Here is a 16,378-nt window from a genome sequence, read left to right as displayed (position 1 = left end):
CAATAGCAAACCGCTGCAATAACAAATTTAGCGACTTCGTATCTTTGTCCTACTGCTGATTCATAATTCCTTTGTTAGGGCGCTAACCAAGTATCCTAAGCTCCCTTCCTTTCTTAAACACCCAAGTACTTTCTCAAACATCCAAGCAAGTAGCCGCAGACTCTTTGATCGATAAAAGCGGACTCTTCGTACATATAAGTCCGTTAGTGAGCATGCTCGAAGATAACAATAAATGAGAAGAAGAGAAGATATGAAGGACATGACCCTTTCTAAACAAGATATCCAAACAATGGACCAGCGACATCGCATTCGTTTGGTTAATTCCTTGTCTGGATTTAAAAGCGCCAACCTAATTGGCACTTGTGATAAGCAGGGGTTTGAAAACCTTGCGATAGTAAGCTCTGTCATTCACCTAGGGTCTGATCCTGCGCTGCTTGGTTTTATTGTTCGCCCCGACAAAAGCCGCCGTCATACGCTAGAAAACATTTTAGAAACAAAGTACTTCACCGTTAACAGCATTGGTGCTGACTTTGTTAAAAAAGCTCATCAAACCTCGGCTCGCTACCCTAAACCAGTCTCAGAATTCAACGCGGTCGGTTTAACGGCCTATTATGACGACGAATTCCCCGCTCCCTTCGTCTTGGAGAGCAGTTTAAAGATAGGGTTAGCGTTCAAAGAACAGATCACAATCGAAAGCAATCAAACTCAAATGTTGATCGGTGAAGTTATAACGATTCACGCACCCAAACGCGCCGTGATGCCGGATGGCTACCTTGATTTAGAAGCGTTGGATTTGGTCACGGTATCAGGGCTTGATAGCTACCACGTAACTCAAAGACTGCACCGATTAAGCTATGCAAAACCACAGGAGCCACTCTTTCCACTCACTCGTGAAGGTAACCCAACCTCATGGGAAGCGTTTGAACTCAATCTAGACTAATTTTGTTCGGCAATTTGCTATCAAAAGTGCTAACGTCCTTTAATTCCAAGAGATGCATCTCACACAAGTGCATCTCGCTGAGCACCCAAATCATTCTTACGCCTGTTTCCAAGGACCCTTTTGAAGTTAACTCACTTTAAATACAAAACGCGCGAAGGCCCAGACTACCGACATGGCGACCAGGTGTCTTTTATGGACATCAAACAGACCTTTGGTATGAGCAGCATTCGTGTGGGCGCTTGGGTGACAAAAGAAGAAAAAGAGCTGGCCGCAAATCTGATATTCGACTCACTAGCAGACTTGGCTTACATATTGGCTTTGCCACCAGAGGCAATCGGCCTGCGGGGCACATTAGGCTTAGCGTTTGGCAGTGGTGGCAGAAAAGGCGTACAAGCACACTACGCGCCGAACCAAAGAGAATTAGCCCTCGCTAAAAACGCCGGAGCTGGCGCGCTCGCTCACGAGTTTTGGCATGCGTTTGACCACTATATCGCTGAGAAAGCGTTTGAAATCGGCGATACCTCTGGCCCTCGTAAGCAAATCTTGTTCGCCAGCGACTGTTGGTTGCACGACAGAAAAGTAAGACCTCATCCATTAAACGAGAGTTTGATGTCTCTGTTTGACGCCACTTTGCTTAGCGACAACAACTTGGACAAACACGATTACGTGGCTCGCAGCGTTATTGCCGACAATGCGATGTCTGCCCGTTACTTCTCACTACCCACAGAGATGATGGCGCGTGCTTTTGAGTCTGTGATTGAATCGTGCTCCGATATCAAGAACACTTATCTGGTCGATGGCACAACCAAGCCTGACATGTACCCCGTGTATCCAGATATGGCGCATCGCAAAGAGATATACCAAGCCCTGCAAGGTTACTTCGCACCATTAGGCCGATCTTTGAGTAAATAGTGCTTAGGACAGCACATGACCAAAGCTTCGAAAGCGTTTATAGTCCAGACACACACTTCAATATGCATGATTTAGAGGCAGTAATGATCAGTTGGCCATCTTTGGTAAAACTCGACGGTGACGATGAGCTTATTTACGTCACGTCAGAACAAGATTTCCAGGCGGAATGCTCAGACATGATCTTGGGCGAAGAGGATTACCTCATCGATTCTGCAGGTGACAGCTACGCACTTCAATCGAGCTCAAATCAACTGTCTCTAGCGAAACGAGCAGACCAGTATTCGGTTGAAAGCATAACTAAACTGATTCGAAACCACGAGTTCCAGAAAGCCGAAGTGTGCCTGATGAAGATCCACTTCCTAACGATAGAAGAAGCGATTCAGTCTTTGGCTTTTGAGCCACGTTAATATTGGTTTAGAGCTCGTATCAAAGCTAATTCCCAAGACAGATTGAACAAAAACAGCGCCAATTCAGGCGCTGTTTTTGTTTGTTATTTAGCTAATTCATTAAGCGATAAAAATCTGTGCCAGTGCGTAACCTAAGCAACATGCGCCTACTACGCCGATCAAACCAACCGACATAAATGAGTGGTTGAAGTACCACTTACCAATCTTGGTGGTGCCAGACACATCGAAGTTCACCGTTGCGATATCTGATGGGTAGTTAGGGATGAAGAAGTAGCCGTAAACCGCTGGCATCAAGCCGATAAGCAGTGCTGGATCTAATCCTAAGCCAAGGCCAACCGGTAGCATCATACGTGCTGTTGCTGCTTGTGAGTTCACCACAACCGATACGATGAATAGCGCTAGTGCGAACGTCCATGGGTAGTTGGTCACCATTTCCACGATGCCAGATTTGAACTGAGGCATTGCGTATTGGAAGTAAGTATCCGACATCCAAGCAATACCGAAGATAGCAATCGCTGCCACCATACCCGATTTGAATACCACGCCGTTTGGCACATCTCGCGGGTCAGTTTTGGTCGCTAACAAGATGATACCGCCGAAACAGAGCATCATCATTTGGATGATCACCGACATCTTGATTGGCTTGTCGCCGTCTACGATAGTTCTGATCTCAGGCACCATCGCCACGATAACAATCACGACAATTGAAAGTAGGAAAATCAATACCGCATTACGAGCCGAAGTTGGCAGCACTTCATCCAAAGACGTCGCAGTGGTGCTTTCGATACGTTTTTTCCACTCAGGATCTTTTAGACGAGCTTGATATTCAGGATCGTCGTTCAGCTCTTTGCCGCGTTTTAAGCTGTACAAAGAAAGTAAAAACGTACCAAACAGCGTTGCAGGCACCGTCACCATCAAAATGGAAAGCAGAGTAATAGAGTGTTGGATATCTGAAAGTTGAGCGAGGTAGTACACCACTGCTGCTGAGATTGGTGATGCCGTTATAGCCAGTTGAGACGCGACAGACGCAGCTGCCATTGGGCGCTCAGGACGAATACCGTTCTTCAGTGCGACATCACCGATGATCGGCATGATGGAGTAAACCGCGTGGCCAGTACCCAATAGGAAAGTCATCGAGTAAGTCACAAACGGAGCTATCAGGGTAACGCGTTTCGGGTTCTTTCTTAGCACCCTTTCCGCCACTTGCAGCATGTATTTCAAGCCACCTGCAGCTTCGAGAATCGAGGCACAAGTAACAACTGCGAGGATGATCAACATTACGGTGACAGGTGGAGATGTTGGTGGCATCTTGAAGACAAACACCTCGATAACCAAACCAATACCAGAAACAACACCTAAGCCAATACCGCCATACCGAGACCCGATATAAAGGACGACTAGTAAAAATAGAAACTCGAAATACAACATAAGCAACCCTGCTAAAAATGTGGACTAATGTTATTTTCTCCCTAAGCTCAGCCATTTACTTATTGCTTGGTCACACTATGATTGCAGGCTCCCGGCAATTGTTTTTTATAAGATTACGGTCACGCTAACACGTCCGTAAGTTTATGAAATGTAATAAGAAGCCAGACACACAAGCTAGATTTGTTATGTGGAATAATCATAATTGTTTCTGTTAGATCTGGATGGCCTATAAAATATCAAGCTCATAACTGAACGATATTATTCCAACCACAATCAATCACATTTAAAGTCATTCAGAAGCATATTGCTGAGCCGATTGGATACATTCTTACTGAACGCTGACTCGCCTATCACTAGACACTATGTCAAAATACCCGCCCTCACGACGACAACACAGAAAGAACCACGTATATGAATTTTCAAGCTGCTATTTTTGATATGGATGGACTGCTGCTCGACACCGAGCGACTTTGTATGCAGGTTTTTGAAGAAGCATGTCACGCGCAAGGTGTTCCGTTTTTACAAGATGTCTACCTAGGCATCATTGGTTGTAACGCAAAAACCATCGAACAGATTTTTCGAAATGGTTACGGTGAAGGGTTAGACTACCCAGCGCTGAATAATGAATGGCGCACGCGCTACAGTGCAATTGTTAAAAATCAAGCAATCCCAGTAAAAGATGGCGTGATTGAGCTGCTTGAATGGCTAAAATCGAATGACGTTCCAATCGCGGTGGCGACCTCCACTCAGCTTGATATCGCAAAGAAGAAGCTTGAGCTGGCTGGCCTAGACTCGTACTTCACCTCGTTAAGCACGGGCTGCGAAGTGACTCACGGTAAGCCTCACCCAGAGATCTACTTGCTAGCGGCAGAACGCTTAGGTGTTGCCCCTGAAACCTGCCTAGCGTTTGAAGACTCAAACAACGGTATTCGTGCATCAATGGCAGCGAACATGATCAGCTTCCAAATTCCAGATTTGGTTGAACCTTGCGAAGAAGTTAAAGCGCTTGGTCACACGATCAGCCCGTCACTGCATCATGTATTGGCGCAGCTGCAACAGGCCGCCGCTTAAAAGCCGATACAACAAATAAAGACCAATATTAAGCCGACTCACTGAGTCGGTTTTTTTGTGGGTATTCCTTTTATAAAAGATAAAAAATCGCGCTAGAAACTGTTACAGTCGGTGTGAAACTGATGCTAACTGACAAGCAACATTGATAACGTCTAGAAAGGGAGAAAGGGACGCGTGATTGAAAAAATAGAAAGCCAACTGCTTGATTTTGCACAGCGAGAAATGACACAAGATGCAGCGCACGACATTAGCCACATTAAGCGCGTAGTCAAAACCGCTAAGGCTTTGTGTGCTCAAGAACAGGCTAAGCTTGAAGTCGTTTTACCCGCCGCTTACCTTCATGATTGTTTCACCTTTCCTAAGAACCATCCAGACAGAGCCAAAAGCTCGCAAATGGCAGCAGACAAGGCGATCTCTTTCCTCAAATCTATCGAGTATCCTGCGCCCTATCTCGACGAGATCCATCATGCGATTGTCACGCACAGCTACAGCGCCAACATCACACCTGAAACCTTAGAAGCTCAGATAGTCCAAGATGCCGATCGCCTTGATTCGCTCGGAGCAATTGGCATCGCTCGCTGCTTGTATGTGGGTCAGAGCTTTAATGCCGAGCTGTATAACCACGAAGACCCGTTCGCTGAATATCGTGACTTGGATGACAAGCATTACAGCGTCGACCACTTCTACGTGAAGCTGTTTAAGCTAGCAGAAACCATGAATACAGAATCAGCCAAGTTAGAAGCCAACAAGCGCACCAACTACATGCGTGGCTTTCTTGAACAGTTAGGTGCGGAAGTTTAGTGGTTTAGAGTTAGCAGCTTAGAAAAAGAGACTAGCGATAAGGAAGAGACAAGGATATGGAAATAAACCGCTTTAAAGCCTCCGATGCCAATGAGATCGTCACTTGGTTCACATCACTCGAAGACTATGTACTGTGGGGCGGACGAACATTTGGCTGGCCGTTAGAAGCCGCCTCCATCATCGAACGCTCTCAAGAGCCTCAAGTTGAGCTATATACCTTTTCTGCATCTAAGTCATACTCTGAACCGAACGCCGATTCAAACACCAACTCAAACGCCAGGGACTTGCTTGGCTTTATGGAATTTCAACGCATGTCAGACAACGAACTTCGTTTCTGCCGAGTTGCGATTCACCCAAACCAACGAGGCAAAGGGTTAGGACAGTCGATGCTTGAAACGGCCTTAGAGGCGGCGAAAGAAATACCGAATGTCACCACCATCACCTTGGCCGTATTCAAGCAAAACCACGGCGCAAAACGCTGCTACGACAAAGCGGGCTTTGAGGTGGTCGACAAAGAGCCGAGCGTGAAAGAGTTCAATGGTAAAATATGGCCCTTGTATCAAATGGAATTAAAGCTCTGCTAGCTTGTTTTGATCAACAGACTGGTTTTAATTGCTAGATTCAACCCCATATCATTAAGCATTGGCTACACAGATGTAATTTGGAACCTCCAATGACCCAAGAAAAATTCGACACCATTTATCAACGTGCGGCTCACCGTAAAGGCGGAGCGGCCGAGCTCGAAAAGATTGTTCGTGCGCCCCTTTCCCAAGCCGAGTTATCGCAAATCACCGACGATCGTTGGCTAGCCGCCTTTACCGAAAAGGTATTCCAATGTGGTATTTCGTGGAATGTGGTGAGAAAGAAATGGCCGCAATTCGAAGAAGTGTTCTTTGAATTCGACATCGAAAAAATGCTAATGCTACCGAACGAGATGTGGGAGCAGAAAGCGCAAGACCCGCGCATTATTCGTCACCTTACTAAGGTGATGACTATCCCTGCCAATGCCACCATGATTCATAATGCCAAGCGTGAAGCCGATTCATTCTCACAAATGGTTGCCGACTGGCCATCAGAACGCATCACCGAACTTTGGGATTACCTAAAAAAAACACGGCAAGCGATTAGGTGGTAATACTGGCGCTTACACCTTACGCCAAATGGGCAAAGATACCTTCATCTTGTCATCGGACGTTGAAGCGCACCTACGCAGCACCGATGTGGTCGATAGCGGTCGTAACACTAAGCGAGCACAAGTCGCGGCGAGTAAGGCTTTCAACGAATGGCAGCAGCAATCAGGTCGTAGCCTCAGCGAAATCAGCCAGATCGTGGCGTACAGCTGCGGCGATAATCGCGTCTAGTTTTAGGGAGAATGACTTAAAGCTCTAGATCGCACACAGTTCTCTGCAAACTAAATGTTATAAGTCATTAACAAATAAGCGTGCATCGCACTTTCATCCAGTGGCATTGTATAGATAAATGTATACAATATAGAGTAATACTCATGAATTATTCTCGACCAAGCCAACTCGACTAAACAAGGGTCCTTATCTCTATGACAGTTCTCAAAAACTCTGTCTCCAAAGGTGTAAAAACGAAAGTAACAGGCCAGACTCAAGACGATGTTGTTTACTGCCATATCTTCGACGCGATACTAGAACAAAGGCTACCACCAGCCACAAAATTAAGCGAAGAAGCACTAGCAGAAATCTTTGGCGTTAGCCGTACTATTATCCGCCGTGCCTTGCTGCGCCTCTCCTTAGAACAAGTTGTGGTGATCCGTCCTAACCGAGGTGCTGTGATTGCAGCCCCAACAGTAGACGAAGCCAAGCAGATATTTAAAGCACGTGAAGTGATGGAGATTGCTATCACTGAGCTAGCGGTTAAGAACGCAACCAAAGCCCAAATCGACGAGTGTAGAAAACTGGTCGCGAAAGAGAACTGCGCCTTTGACCAAGGTGACTATGGTTCTGGCTTACGTTTGTCTGGTGAGTTCCACATCAAACTGGCTGAAATGGCTGAGAACGCGCCACTGCTGGCTTTCCAACGCAGCTTGGTATCGCAAACCTCTCTGCTTATTGCCCAGTACGAAACTGGCAGCCACTCAAATTGCTCTCTCGATGAGCATGAAGGGTTACTTGATGCGATAGAGTCTGGCGATGAAGAGCAAGCCGTTGACCTAATGCGAGAGCATTTAAGCCACATTCGCTCCAAACTCAATCTAGACAGCAACACAGCTTCGAGCGACCTGCATGTGGTGTTCTCTGATCTGCTCAAGAGCAAGTCATAGTTCTGCTAACTAGATAGCTAAATCTTTTGTTAACAACTTTTTGTTAACAAAACAGAAGAGAAGTAAGCCTCAGCGTTTACTTCTCTTTTTTATGCGTAAAATCCTTTTCCATCGTTAGAAAATCACCACTACCTCCCCTGTTCGCCTTGTTATTACTTGCCTGAATGAGGCTATAGAACTGAATAACACCGATGTACTCGCTTCCTTAAAATTCTACAATTCTTGTATACATAGCTAAAAACACATTCACACGATTAAACTTACCAAAAGACCGTCAAATCCTTATAAAACAAATAAATAGACAATGAAATAGATTGTATACAATTCACGGCAGTACTCATTTGTTGCATTTTTGTAAATAAATAGTTGACCACAGGGTCAGGATGGATAATTATTGACCTAGAAGTCAAAAAGAATACACATGGAAATATGTCGATATACAAGGAGGTCTCTTGATTACTTTTTTGCTCAATCAGGAAATAAGACGTGAAGACAATCTGTCACCTAACATGACAGTGCTCAACTACCTTCGTACCAAGATAAATAAGACGGGTACAAAAGAAGGTTGTGGGTCGGGCGACTGTGGCGCATGTACGGTAGTTCTGGGTGAAGTGGTTGATGGACAACTGCAATACCGCTCGGTGAACTCTTGCCTTACGTTCGTTTCAGCGCTGCATGGCAAACAACTGATCACGGTAGAAGATCTACAAAACCGAGATCGCTCTTTGCACCCAGTGCAGAAAGCGGTGGTGGATTTTCACGGTTCACAGTGTGGTTACTGCACGCCGGGCTTCATCATGTCGATGTTTGCACTAGGCAAAAACAAACCCGATGCGAGCAAAGAAGACGTCATGGAATCACTGGCGGGTAACCTATGTCGCTGTACTGGCTACCGTCCAATTGTTGATGCTGCGATGTCGCTCTCAACAGACCAACCTTTGATCGACCAATTCGCTGAACTTGAACGCAACACCATCAAGAAGCTAGAAAGTATTCAAGACACGGAGGCCAACTTACGCCTTGGTCACCTCACCGCTTTTTCCCCGAAAAGTACCGATGAGCTGGCCAAGCTTTTTCAAGCCCACCCAAACGCTAAGCTGGTTGCTGGCGGTACGGATTTAGCACTGGAAGTGACGCAATTCCATCGTGAGATTGAAACACTGATCAGCGTGAACCTTGTTGAAGACATGAAGGTATGTGAAGAGACCGACACCGATTTAATCATTGGTGCCAACCTGCCTATCAGTGATTCTTACTCACTACTGAAAAAACACTACCCAGATTTTGGTGAGCTACTGCACCGCTTTGCGTCACTGCAAGTGCGTAACCAAGGCACCATCGGCGGTAACGTGGCGAATGCCTCGCCTATCGGTGACACTCCTCCTCTGTTGATTGCCCTGAACGCGAAGATCAAACTGCGCTGTGGTGATGAGTCACGCACCATGCCGATCGAAGATTACTTCATCAGCTACAAGGTGACGGCTCAAAAAGAGAGTGAATTCATTGAACAGATCATCATTCCTAAACCAACTAACGATAGCTTTCGAGCTTACAAACTGTCTAAGCGTTTAGATGATGACATCTCTGCAGTGTGTGGTGCGTTTGATATTCAAATCGAAGACGGCAAGGTTTCTTACGCTCGTATCGCCTTTGGCGGTATGGCTGCAACACCTAAGCGCGCGGCGCGTTGTGAGAATACGTTATTAGGCAAACCGTGGACAGACGCTAATATTAAGTTAGCGATGCAGGAACTGTATAACGACTTTGAGCCGCTCTCTGATTTCCGTGCAAGCCAAGAATACCGTTCATTGTCGGCGGCCAACATGCTGCGTCGCTACTTCATTGAACAACAGAACAAAAACAACCAAATCGAAACAAGGGTAACGTCTTATGTCTAATTCAAACAAGCATGCGATGACCCACGAAGAGATGGTTACCATTGCAAAACAAGACCTAAAAACTGGCGTAGGTAAAAGCGTTAAACACGACAGTGCAGCCAAGCAAGTAACGGGCGAAGCGGTGTACATTGATGACCGCCTAGAGTTCCCAAATCAGCTGCACGTATACGCACGCCTGAGCACTCAAGCACACGCCAACATCACCAAAATAAATTTATCACCGTGTTACGAATTTGAAGGCGTGGCAATTGCCATTCAAGCGAAAGACGTACCGGGTGAACTGGATATTGGTGCAATTCTTCCGGGTGACCCACTGCTTGCCGATGGCAAAGTAGAATACTACGGCCAACCCGTGATTGCTGTGGCAGCTAACGATTTAGAAACGGCACGCAAAGCCGCACATGCAGCCATTATTGAATACGAAGAGCTGCCAGCAATTCTTGATGTAAAAGAAGCGCTAGAGAAAGAGCACTTCGTCACAGAGAGCCACACTCAACAACGTGGTGACTCGAAAGCAGCACTAGCAAAAGCAAAACACGTGATCTCTGGTGACCTAGAGATCGGCGGCCAAGAGCACTTCTACCTAGAAACTCAAATCAGTAGCGTGATGCCAACCGAAGACGGCGGCATGATCGTGTACACCTCGACCCAAAACCCGACCGAAGTTCAAAAACTGGTTGCGGAAGTGATTGGCGTACCGATGCACAAAGTCGTGATTGATATGCGTCGTATGGGTGGTGGTTTCGGTGGTAAAGAGACTCAAGCAGCCTCTCCAGCGTGCATGGCCGCGGTGATTGCTCACCTCACCGGACGACCGACCAAAATGCGTCTGCTGCGCAGTGAAGACATGCAGCAAACCGGTAAACGCCACCCGTTCTACAATCAATATACGGTCGGTTTTGACGACAATGGTGTGATTCAAGGTGCCGACATTACCGTTGCAGGTAACTGTGGCTACTCACCAGACTTATCAAGCTCTATCGTCGACCGCGCGATGTTCCACTCAGACAACGCCTATTATCTAGGCGATGCAACAGTGGTTGGTCATCGATGCAAAACCAATACCGCATCGAACACCGCTTACCGTGGTTTTGGTGGCCCGCAAGGAATGATGACGATTGAACACATCATGGACGAGATTGCGCGTTACCTGAAAAAAGATCCTTTGGAAATACGTAAGGCGAACTACTACGGCGAAGAAGGCCGTAACGTGACCCATTACTACCAAACCGTTGAAGACAACTTTTTACCTGAGATAACCGAACAGCTTGAACGCAGCAGTGACTATCACGCACGTCGTAAAGAAATCGCTGAGTTCAACAAGCAAAGCCCTATCTTGAAGAAAGGCCTTGCGATCACACCAGTGAAATTCGGCATCTCGTTTACTGCGACTTTCTTGAACCAAGCAGGTGCGCTCATCCATATCTACACCGATGGCAGTATTCATTTGAATCATGGTGGTACGGAAATGGGGCAAGGCTTGAACATCAAAGTGGCACAAATCGTTGCACAGGAGTTCCAAGTCGATGTCGAACGTATCCAGATCACCGCTACAAACACAGACAAAGTTCCGAACACATCACCAACCGCAGCCTCATCGGGCGCCGACCTCAACGGTAAGGCCGCGCAAAACGCCGCAATAACCATTAAGCAGCGCCTGATCGACTTCGCTTCTTCGCACTTCAAAGTGTGGCCTGAAGAAGTCGTATTTAAGAACGGCATGGTGCAGATCCGCGATGAGATCATGACCTTCAACTCATTTGTTGAACTGGCTTGGTTTAACCAAATCTCGCTATCGAGCACTGGCTTCTACCGCACTCCGAAGATCTATTACGATCACGAGAAAGCACGCGGCCGTCCGTTCTACTACTACGCGTATGGTGCCTCTTGTTCAGAAGTCATCATCGATACCCTAACTGGCGAGAACAAGATTCTGCGTGTCGATATTCTGCATGACGTGGGCGCTTCATTGAACCCAGCGATTGATATCGGCCAAGTCGAAGGTGGCTTTGTGCAAGGTGTTGGCTGGTTAACAACGGAGGAGTTGGTGTGGAACCAACAAGGCCGCTTGATGACCAATGGCCCGGCGAGTTACAAGATCCCTGCGATTGCAGATATGCCGATTGATTTCAGAACGCACCTTTTGGAAAACCGCAGCAACCCAGAAGACACAGTATTCAACTCGAAAGCCGTGGGTGAACCACCTTTCATGCTGGGTATGTCGGTATGGAGCGCATTGAAAGATGCGATTAGCTACGTAGCCGTTGATGGCGCGATTCCTAAGCTCAACACACCTGCAACGCCAGAGCGTATTCTGATGGCGATACAGGAAGTCACTGAAACGGCTCCGACCTCGGTCGATGCACAATCAGAAACGGCTTAGGGCGTAATAAACAGCCAAGGAAGTACAGAAGGGATTTAGGAGGACATATGTTTAAGGATAATTGGATTCACGAACTGGCAAAACTGGAAGAGAACTACGAACCGTGTGTGATGGTGACAGTACTTGAAGACAGAGGCTCAGTGCCGCGTGATGCGGGTACCAAGATGCTTGTCACTCGCGACCGAATCATCGCTACGATTGGTGGTGGTCACCTTGAACATGTGGCCACTAAAATGGCTCGCGAGATGCTGATTGCCAGCGAAAAATCACTCAAAGTAGAACGCTTCAACCTAGGCGCTCGTCTAGGCCAATGTTGTGGCGGAATGGCGACGTTAAGCTTTGAACCGATTGGCACTCAACAGAATCACCTTGTGCTGTTTGGCGCTGGGCACGTTGCCAAAGCGCTGCTACACATTGTCGCGACTCTTCCCTTCCGTGTGACCTGGATTGATGAACGTGAAGAAGTGTTCCCTGAAACGCTGCCACACGGTGTTAAAAAGCTTGTTTCAGACGATCCGGTTGGCGAAGTGAAACACATGCCACCAAACAGCTACTATCTTGTGATGACGCACAACCACCAGCTCGATTTTGACCTAACCAAAGCCATTATCGACCGTGAAGACAGCCGTTACTTCGGCATGATCGGCTCGCTCACTAAGCGTAAGAAGTTCGACTTCCGCTTAGAGCAACGTGGCTACAGCCAAGAACAAATCGAAACCATGATTTGCCCAATTGGTATTAGCGCCGTGAATGGCAAACATCCGGCTGAAATTGCGGTATCGGTTGCGGGTGAACTGATCGCACACTATCAAGGCCAAGCGCTTGAACAAAAGCGCCCAACCAAACAATATCGAAATCAGGATTTGACCGTTCAACACAGTCAACCAAGCGATGTAGGCGAACCACCATTGGAAGAGAAGATCGCCTAACACAAGTCGCAAAGCTTCGGTAGCCATAACGTTACTGAAGTCATTAAAAGGAAGTAAACATGACAACGCAACGCAAAGCTTATCGCGCCAGTATTTTACACAGCGTAGCCGACCCAAAAGACGTCGGTATCGATGAGTCTTACGACTATTTTGAAGACGGTGTTTTAGTGGTAGAGAACGGCCATATCGTCGACTTAGGCCATGCCGATGACGTATTGGCGCGTCAGCCTAAAACACTCGAAGTAAAAGAATACAAAGACAAGCTGATCACCTCTGGATTTATTGATACGCACATCCACTACCCTCAAACAGGGATGATCGCGTCTTACGGTGAGCAGCTACTCGATTGGTTAGAGAACTACACCTTCCCAGAAGAAAAACGCTTTAAAAACCCAGTCTATGCACACAAAGTCGCTAAACTATTCCTAGACGAGTTAGCCAGCAACGGTACCACCACAGCTCTCGTGTTCGGTACCGTACACAAAGAGTCGGTCAACGTATTCTTTGAAGAAGCCGAGAAGCGTAACCTACGCATGATTGCAGGTAAGGTATTGATGGATCGCAATGCGCCAGACTACCTCACCGACACACCAGAATCTGGCTATGCTGACTCCAAGGAACTGATTGAAAAATGGCATAACCGCGGCCGTTTGCTTTACGCGGTGACACCTCGTTTTGCGCCAACCAGCACACCAGAGCAACTTGCAACCGTGGGTAAACTGCTAGAAGAATACCCAGACGTGTACATGCACACTCACCTTTCTGAAAACGAGAAAGAGATCGAGTGGGTGAAATCACTGTTCCCAGAGCGTGACAGTTACCTAGATGTCTATGACCATTACGGACTACTTCACAAACGTTCGGTATTTGCTCATGGTATTCACCTATCAGATTGCGAATGTAAACGCCTTGCTGATACTGAATCTGCCATCGCCTTTTGCCCAACTTCGAACTTGTTCTTAGGCTCCGGTTTGTTCCGATTACCAGAGATGGAAGAACACGGTATTCGTGTCGGCGTCGGTACTGATGTAGGCGCAGGCACCAGCTTCTCAATCCTGCAAACAATGAGTGAAGCGTACAAGATCATGCAGTTACAGCATAAGAAGCTGCACCCGGCTAAGTCGCTGTTCTTGGCAACACTAGGCGGCGCTCGCTCACTGCATCTAGAAGACAAGATTGGTAACTTGGAAGTCGGAAAAGAAGCGGATTTCGTGGTGTTGGATCTACACGCAACTCAGCTGATGCGCTTTAGAATGGAACAAACCACCAAGCTTGAAGAAAAACTTTTTGTATTGATGAGCTTGGGTGACGACAGAACCGTTAGCGAGACTTACATCTACGGCGAAAAAGCTTATGACGTAAACTTCAAAGATTACAAGAAACTCGTTAGTTAGGCTTAAAACCGAGTAACAATCGCTAGACAGCGACTGCCGTCGTTAATTAAAAATCCGTCCAGATTTATCTAGCCTTTAAAGACCAGTTGCTGATGCCACTGGTCTTTTTTGTGCTTCATTCAAAGAAATATAAATTAACCGCTCACAGACAACGATCTTCGGTGACGCCAAGTCATTATATTGATAGGTTAATGTTTATACATTTCGACTTCATACTTCATTTTAGCGTCTCTCTAAAACATTCGTTTCTCAGCTAAATGAAAGCACTCAATCTAGAAAGGAATTCTATGTTCGAACAGGTCGTCAGCATTCTGTTTCCCGTTTTTGCTTTAGCCAGTGCTGGCTTTGCGGTGGGTCGTTGGCTCAAGCCCGATTTCAAACCGATCAATCGCATCAACATGGATGTGTGTATTCCTGCGCTAGTATTTGCATCGCTGACCACCATGCCTCTCGACACCGAACAACTGCCACTCATCACCGCCTCTTTGGTTGCGGTGTTGGTGCCTGCTTTATTGATGATACCAATCTGCAAGATCTTTAAGCTCAACTTCAAAGCTTGGGCTCCGCCACACATGTTCCGCAACAGTGGCAACCTCGCGATTCCTCTGTTCACGTATACCTTTGGCGAGAGCGCATTAGCCCCTGCTGTACTGCTGTTTGTGGTATCGGCGTGTGTCCATATTAGTGTAGGTTTGGCGCTTCTAAGCGAAGGTAACCCGATCAAACAGATCCTCAAAATGCCGATATTCTTAGCGGCTGCATTAGCGATGACGCTCAACCTATCTGGCATTGCAGTGTGGAATCCAATCTACGAAGCCACATCGCTACTCGGCCAAGCAGCCGTGCCTATCATGCTGTTATCGCTGGGTTCGCAAATGGTAAACTTGAAGCTGAGTGGGCTCAAAGTTGGCTTGTTATGTACAGCGCAATCTTTGTTTACTGGTGCCATCGCCTTTACCATCATCTACCTCTTTATCCCACTGCCTACGCTGCATCTACAGATGATGGTACTGTTCACCATGCTGCCACCCGCCGTGATGAACTACCTGTTTGCAGAACGCTTCAATGTCGAACCGCCCAAGGTCGCATCTATGGTGTTGTTCGGCAACTTCCTGAGCGTGGTGACTTTGCCTATTTTGCTGTCGTTCGCGCTGTCTATGTCGAGTTAATTGTTTACGCACTTATCCAGTTTAAGCTCTGCCGTCACTTTAGTAAGGCGCAGAGCTATAGCAAAACAGACTAAGTAAGGACTCACATACCAGAAGAGGCTTTCTAGTGGCTGCTTCACCTGTGCTTCTCTGGTTTTTATGTATTGGTTTTTCTGCTTCTCATACTGACTCAACATACCATCCACCCACACCGCATCACTTTCAACCAGCGACACGCTCGGTGCAGGAACCGTAAATTCCGATGCGTTGGGTAACAAGGTAAAATCGACATCTTTGAACGTGATCGCCGTATTCAAATACCACAAACACGCTTCATGGTGCTGAGCGTGATTATCTAAAGAAGGCTGACCGGTGCAGGTATCACTTCTTAATTTATCCAAAGAAAACTGCTGAACCGATTCTAAAATCGCCACCGCTCTGGTTTGTTCTGTTTCAACCCAATCACCCGCTACTTTCGCACGAATCTCAGACACTGCACCCAGCATCCCGATACCCGCCAAGAACGGCCATAAATAATCCATGAGCTTCCACTTTCGACGGCTCAAATTGAACCCACACCAAATCGGAAGATGAAAAAGGAGCGTTAGCCCAAGCGATAGCAAAACGAAATTCAAAGAGCTAGAGAGCATGAGTTCGCTATCAAAGAAGTTCTTCATAATTAGAGACTTGCCTGTATAACAAAGAGAAATTTGATACTAAATTCGATATTTGAAAGGAGTGTAAGGGGAAAGTAAAAACAGCACAAAGAATTGGCGT

The 16,378-nt window shown here is 46.8% G+C and carries 14 protein-coding genes and 1 pseudogene; 13 read left to right on the top strand and 2 right to left on the bottom strand.

All coding sequences use genetic code 11. The annotated features are described in order from the left end of the window. Positions 1-250: 250 nt before the first annotated feature. The 3 genes from MSG35_RS04735 to MSG35_RS04725 all read left to right on the top strand — a co-directional run bounded on the left by MSG35_RS04735 (position 251) and on the right by MSG35_RS04725 (position 2,259). Positions 251-940: a flavin reductase gene (locus tag MSG35_RS04735; protein ID WP_248383074.1), complete on the top strand. Its 690-nt coding sequence runs from the start codon at positions 251-253 to the stop codon at positions 938-940. 120 nt (positions 941-1,060) lie between these two features. Continuing rightward, on the top strand, positions 1,061-1,852 hold the full coding sequence (locus MSG35_RS04730; protein WP_248383072.1) for a CLCA_X family protein: 792 nt from the start codon (positions 1,061-1,063) through the stop codon (positions 1,850-1,852). A gap of 83 nt (positions 1,853-1,935) precedes the next feature. Further along, on the top strand, positions 1,936-2,259 hold the full coding sequence (locus tag MSG35_RS04725; protein WP_248383070.1) for a DUF4144 domain-containing protein: 324 nt from the start codon (positions 1,936-1,938) through the stop codon (positions 2,257-2,259). A gap of 99 nt (positions 2,260-2,358) precedes the next feature. On the opposite strand, the gene MSG35_RS04720 is transcribed toward MSG35_RS04725, so the two are convergent. Next, positions 2,359-3,687 (bottom strand): anaerobic C4-dicarboxylate transporter, encoded by a 1,329-nt coding sequence (locus MSG35_RS04720; protein WP_010432780.1) that lies wholly within the window; start codon positions 3,685-3,687, stop codon positions 2,359-2,361. A gap of 411 nt (positions 3,688-4,098) precedes the next feature. Here MSG35_RS04720 and MSG35_RS04715 point away from each other — a divergent pair, with 411 nt between their 5' ends. The 10 genes and pseudogenes from MSG35_RS04715 (at position 4,099) to MSG35_RS04670 (ending at position 15,622) form a co-directional block, all read left to right on the top strand. Continuing rightward, positions 4,099-4,758, top strand: a complete 660-nt coding sequence (locus MSG35_RS04715; protein ID WP_050653200.1) for an HAD family phosphatase — start codon at positions 4,099-4,101, stop codon at positions 4,756-4,758. 174 nt (positions 4,759-4,932) lie between these two features. Further along, positions 4,933-5,559, top strand: coding sequence for an HD domain-containing protein (locus MSG35_RS04710; RefSeq protein WP_248383068.1), 627 nt, complete (start codon positions 4,933-4,935; stop codon positions 5,557-5,559). A gap of 56 nt (positions 5,560-5,615) precedes the next feature. After that, a complete protein-coding gene (locus MSG35_RS04705) occupies positions 5,616-6,143 on the top strand; it encodes an N-acetyltransferase (RefSeq protein ID WP_248383067.1) in 528 nt (175 codons plus the stop codon). An 89-nt stretch (positions 6,144-6,232) separates the two neighbouring features. Beyond that, positions 6,233-6,920 (top strand): annotated as a pseudogene (locus tag MSG35_RS04700) (DNA-3-methyladenine glycosylase I). 194 nt (positions 6,921-7,114) lie between these two features. After that, a complete protein-coding gene (locus tag MSG35_RS04695) occupies positions 7,115-7,849 on the top strand; it encodes a GntR family transcriptional regulator (RefSeq protein WP_048611788.1) in 735 nt (244 codons plus the stop codon). A 452-nt stretch (positions 7,850-8,301) separates the two neighbouring features. Then, positions 8,302-9,747, top strand: coding sequence for a xanthine dehydrogenase small subunit (gene xdhA / locus MSG35_RS04690; protein WP_032549154.1), 1,446 nt, complete (start codon positions 8,302-8,304; stop codon positions 9,745-9,747). Continuing rightward, positions 9,740-12,130 (top strand): xanthine dehydrogenase molybdopterin binding subunit, encoded by a 2,391-nt coding sequence (gene xdhB, locus MSG35_RS04685; protein WP_248383065.1) that lies wholly within the window; start codon positions 9,740-9,742, stop codon positions 12,128-12,130. Before xdhA ends, xdhB begins: the two co-directional genes overlap by 8 nt. 47 nt (positions 12,131-12,177) lie before the next feature. Then, positions 12,178-13,059 carry a xanthine dehydrogenase accessory protein XdhC gene (gene xdhC / locus MSG35_RS04680; RefSeq protein ID WP_017071665.1) on the top strand — a complete coding sequence of 294 codons (882 nt, stop codon included), beginning with the start codon at positions 12,178-12,180 and terminating at the stop codon, positions 13,057-13,059. A gap of 59 nt (positions 13,060-13,118) precedes the next feature. Then, complete coding sequence (guaD, locus tag MSG35_RS04675; RefSeq protein WP_248383063.1) at positions 13,119-14,453, top strand: guanine deaminase; 1,335 nt, start codon at positions 13,119-13,121, stop codon at positions 14,451-14,453. A 287-nt stretch (positions 14,454-14,740) separates the two neighbouring features. Next, positions 14,741-15,622 carry an AEC family transporter gene (locus tag MSG35_RS04670; RefSeq protein ID WP_248383062.1) on the top strand — a complete coding sequence of 294 codons (882 nt, stop codon included), beginning with the start codon at positions 14,741-14,743 and terminating at the stop codon, positions 15,620-15,622. Here MSG35_RS04670 and MSG35_RS04665 read toward each other — a convergent pair. Then, entirely contained in the window at positions 15,619-16,143 is a 525-nt protein-coding gene (locus MSG35_RS04665; protein WP_248383061.1) for a hypothetical protein, read from the bottom strand. The genes MSG35_RS04670 and MSG35_RS04665 overlap by 4 nt on opposite strands. Positions 16,144-16,378: the final 235 nt, after the last annotated feature.

Source organism: Vibrio sp. 1CM23M (genome assembly GCF_023161755.1).
Classification (GTDB): domain Bacteria; phylum Pseudomonadota; class Gammaproteobacteria; order Enterobacterales; family Vibrionaceae; genus Vibrio; species Vibrio coralliirubri.
Note: the sequence above shows the minus strand (reverse complement) of the source record. Positions and strands in the feature narration are given on the sequence as shown.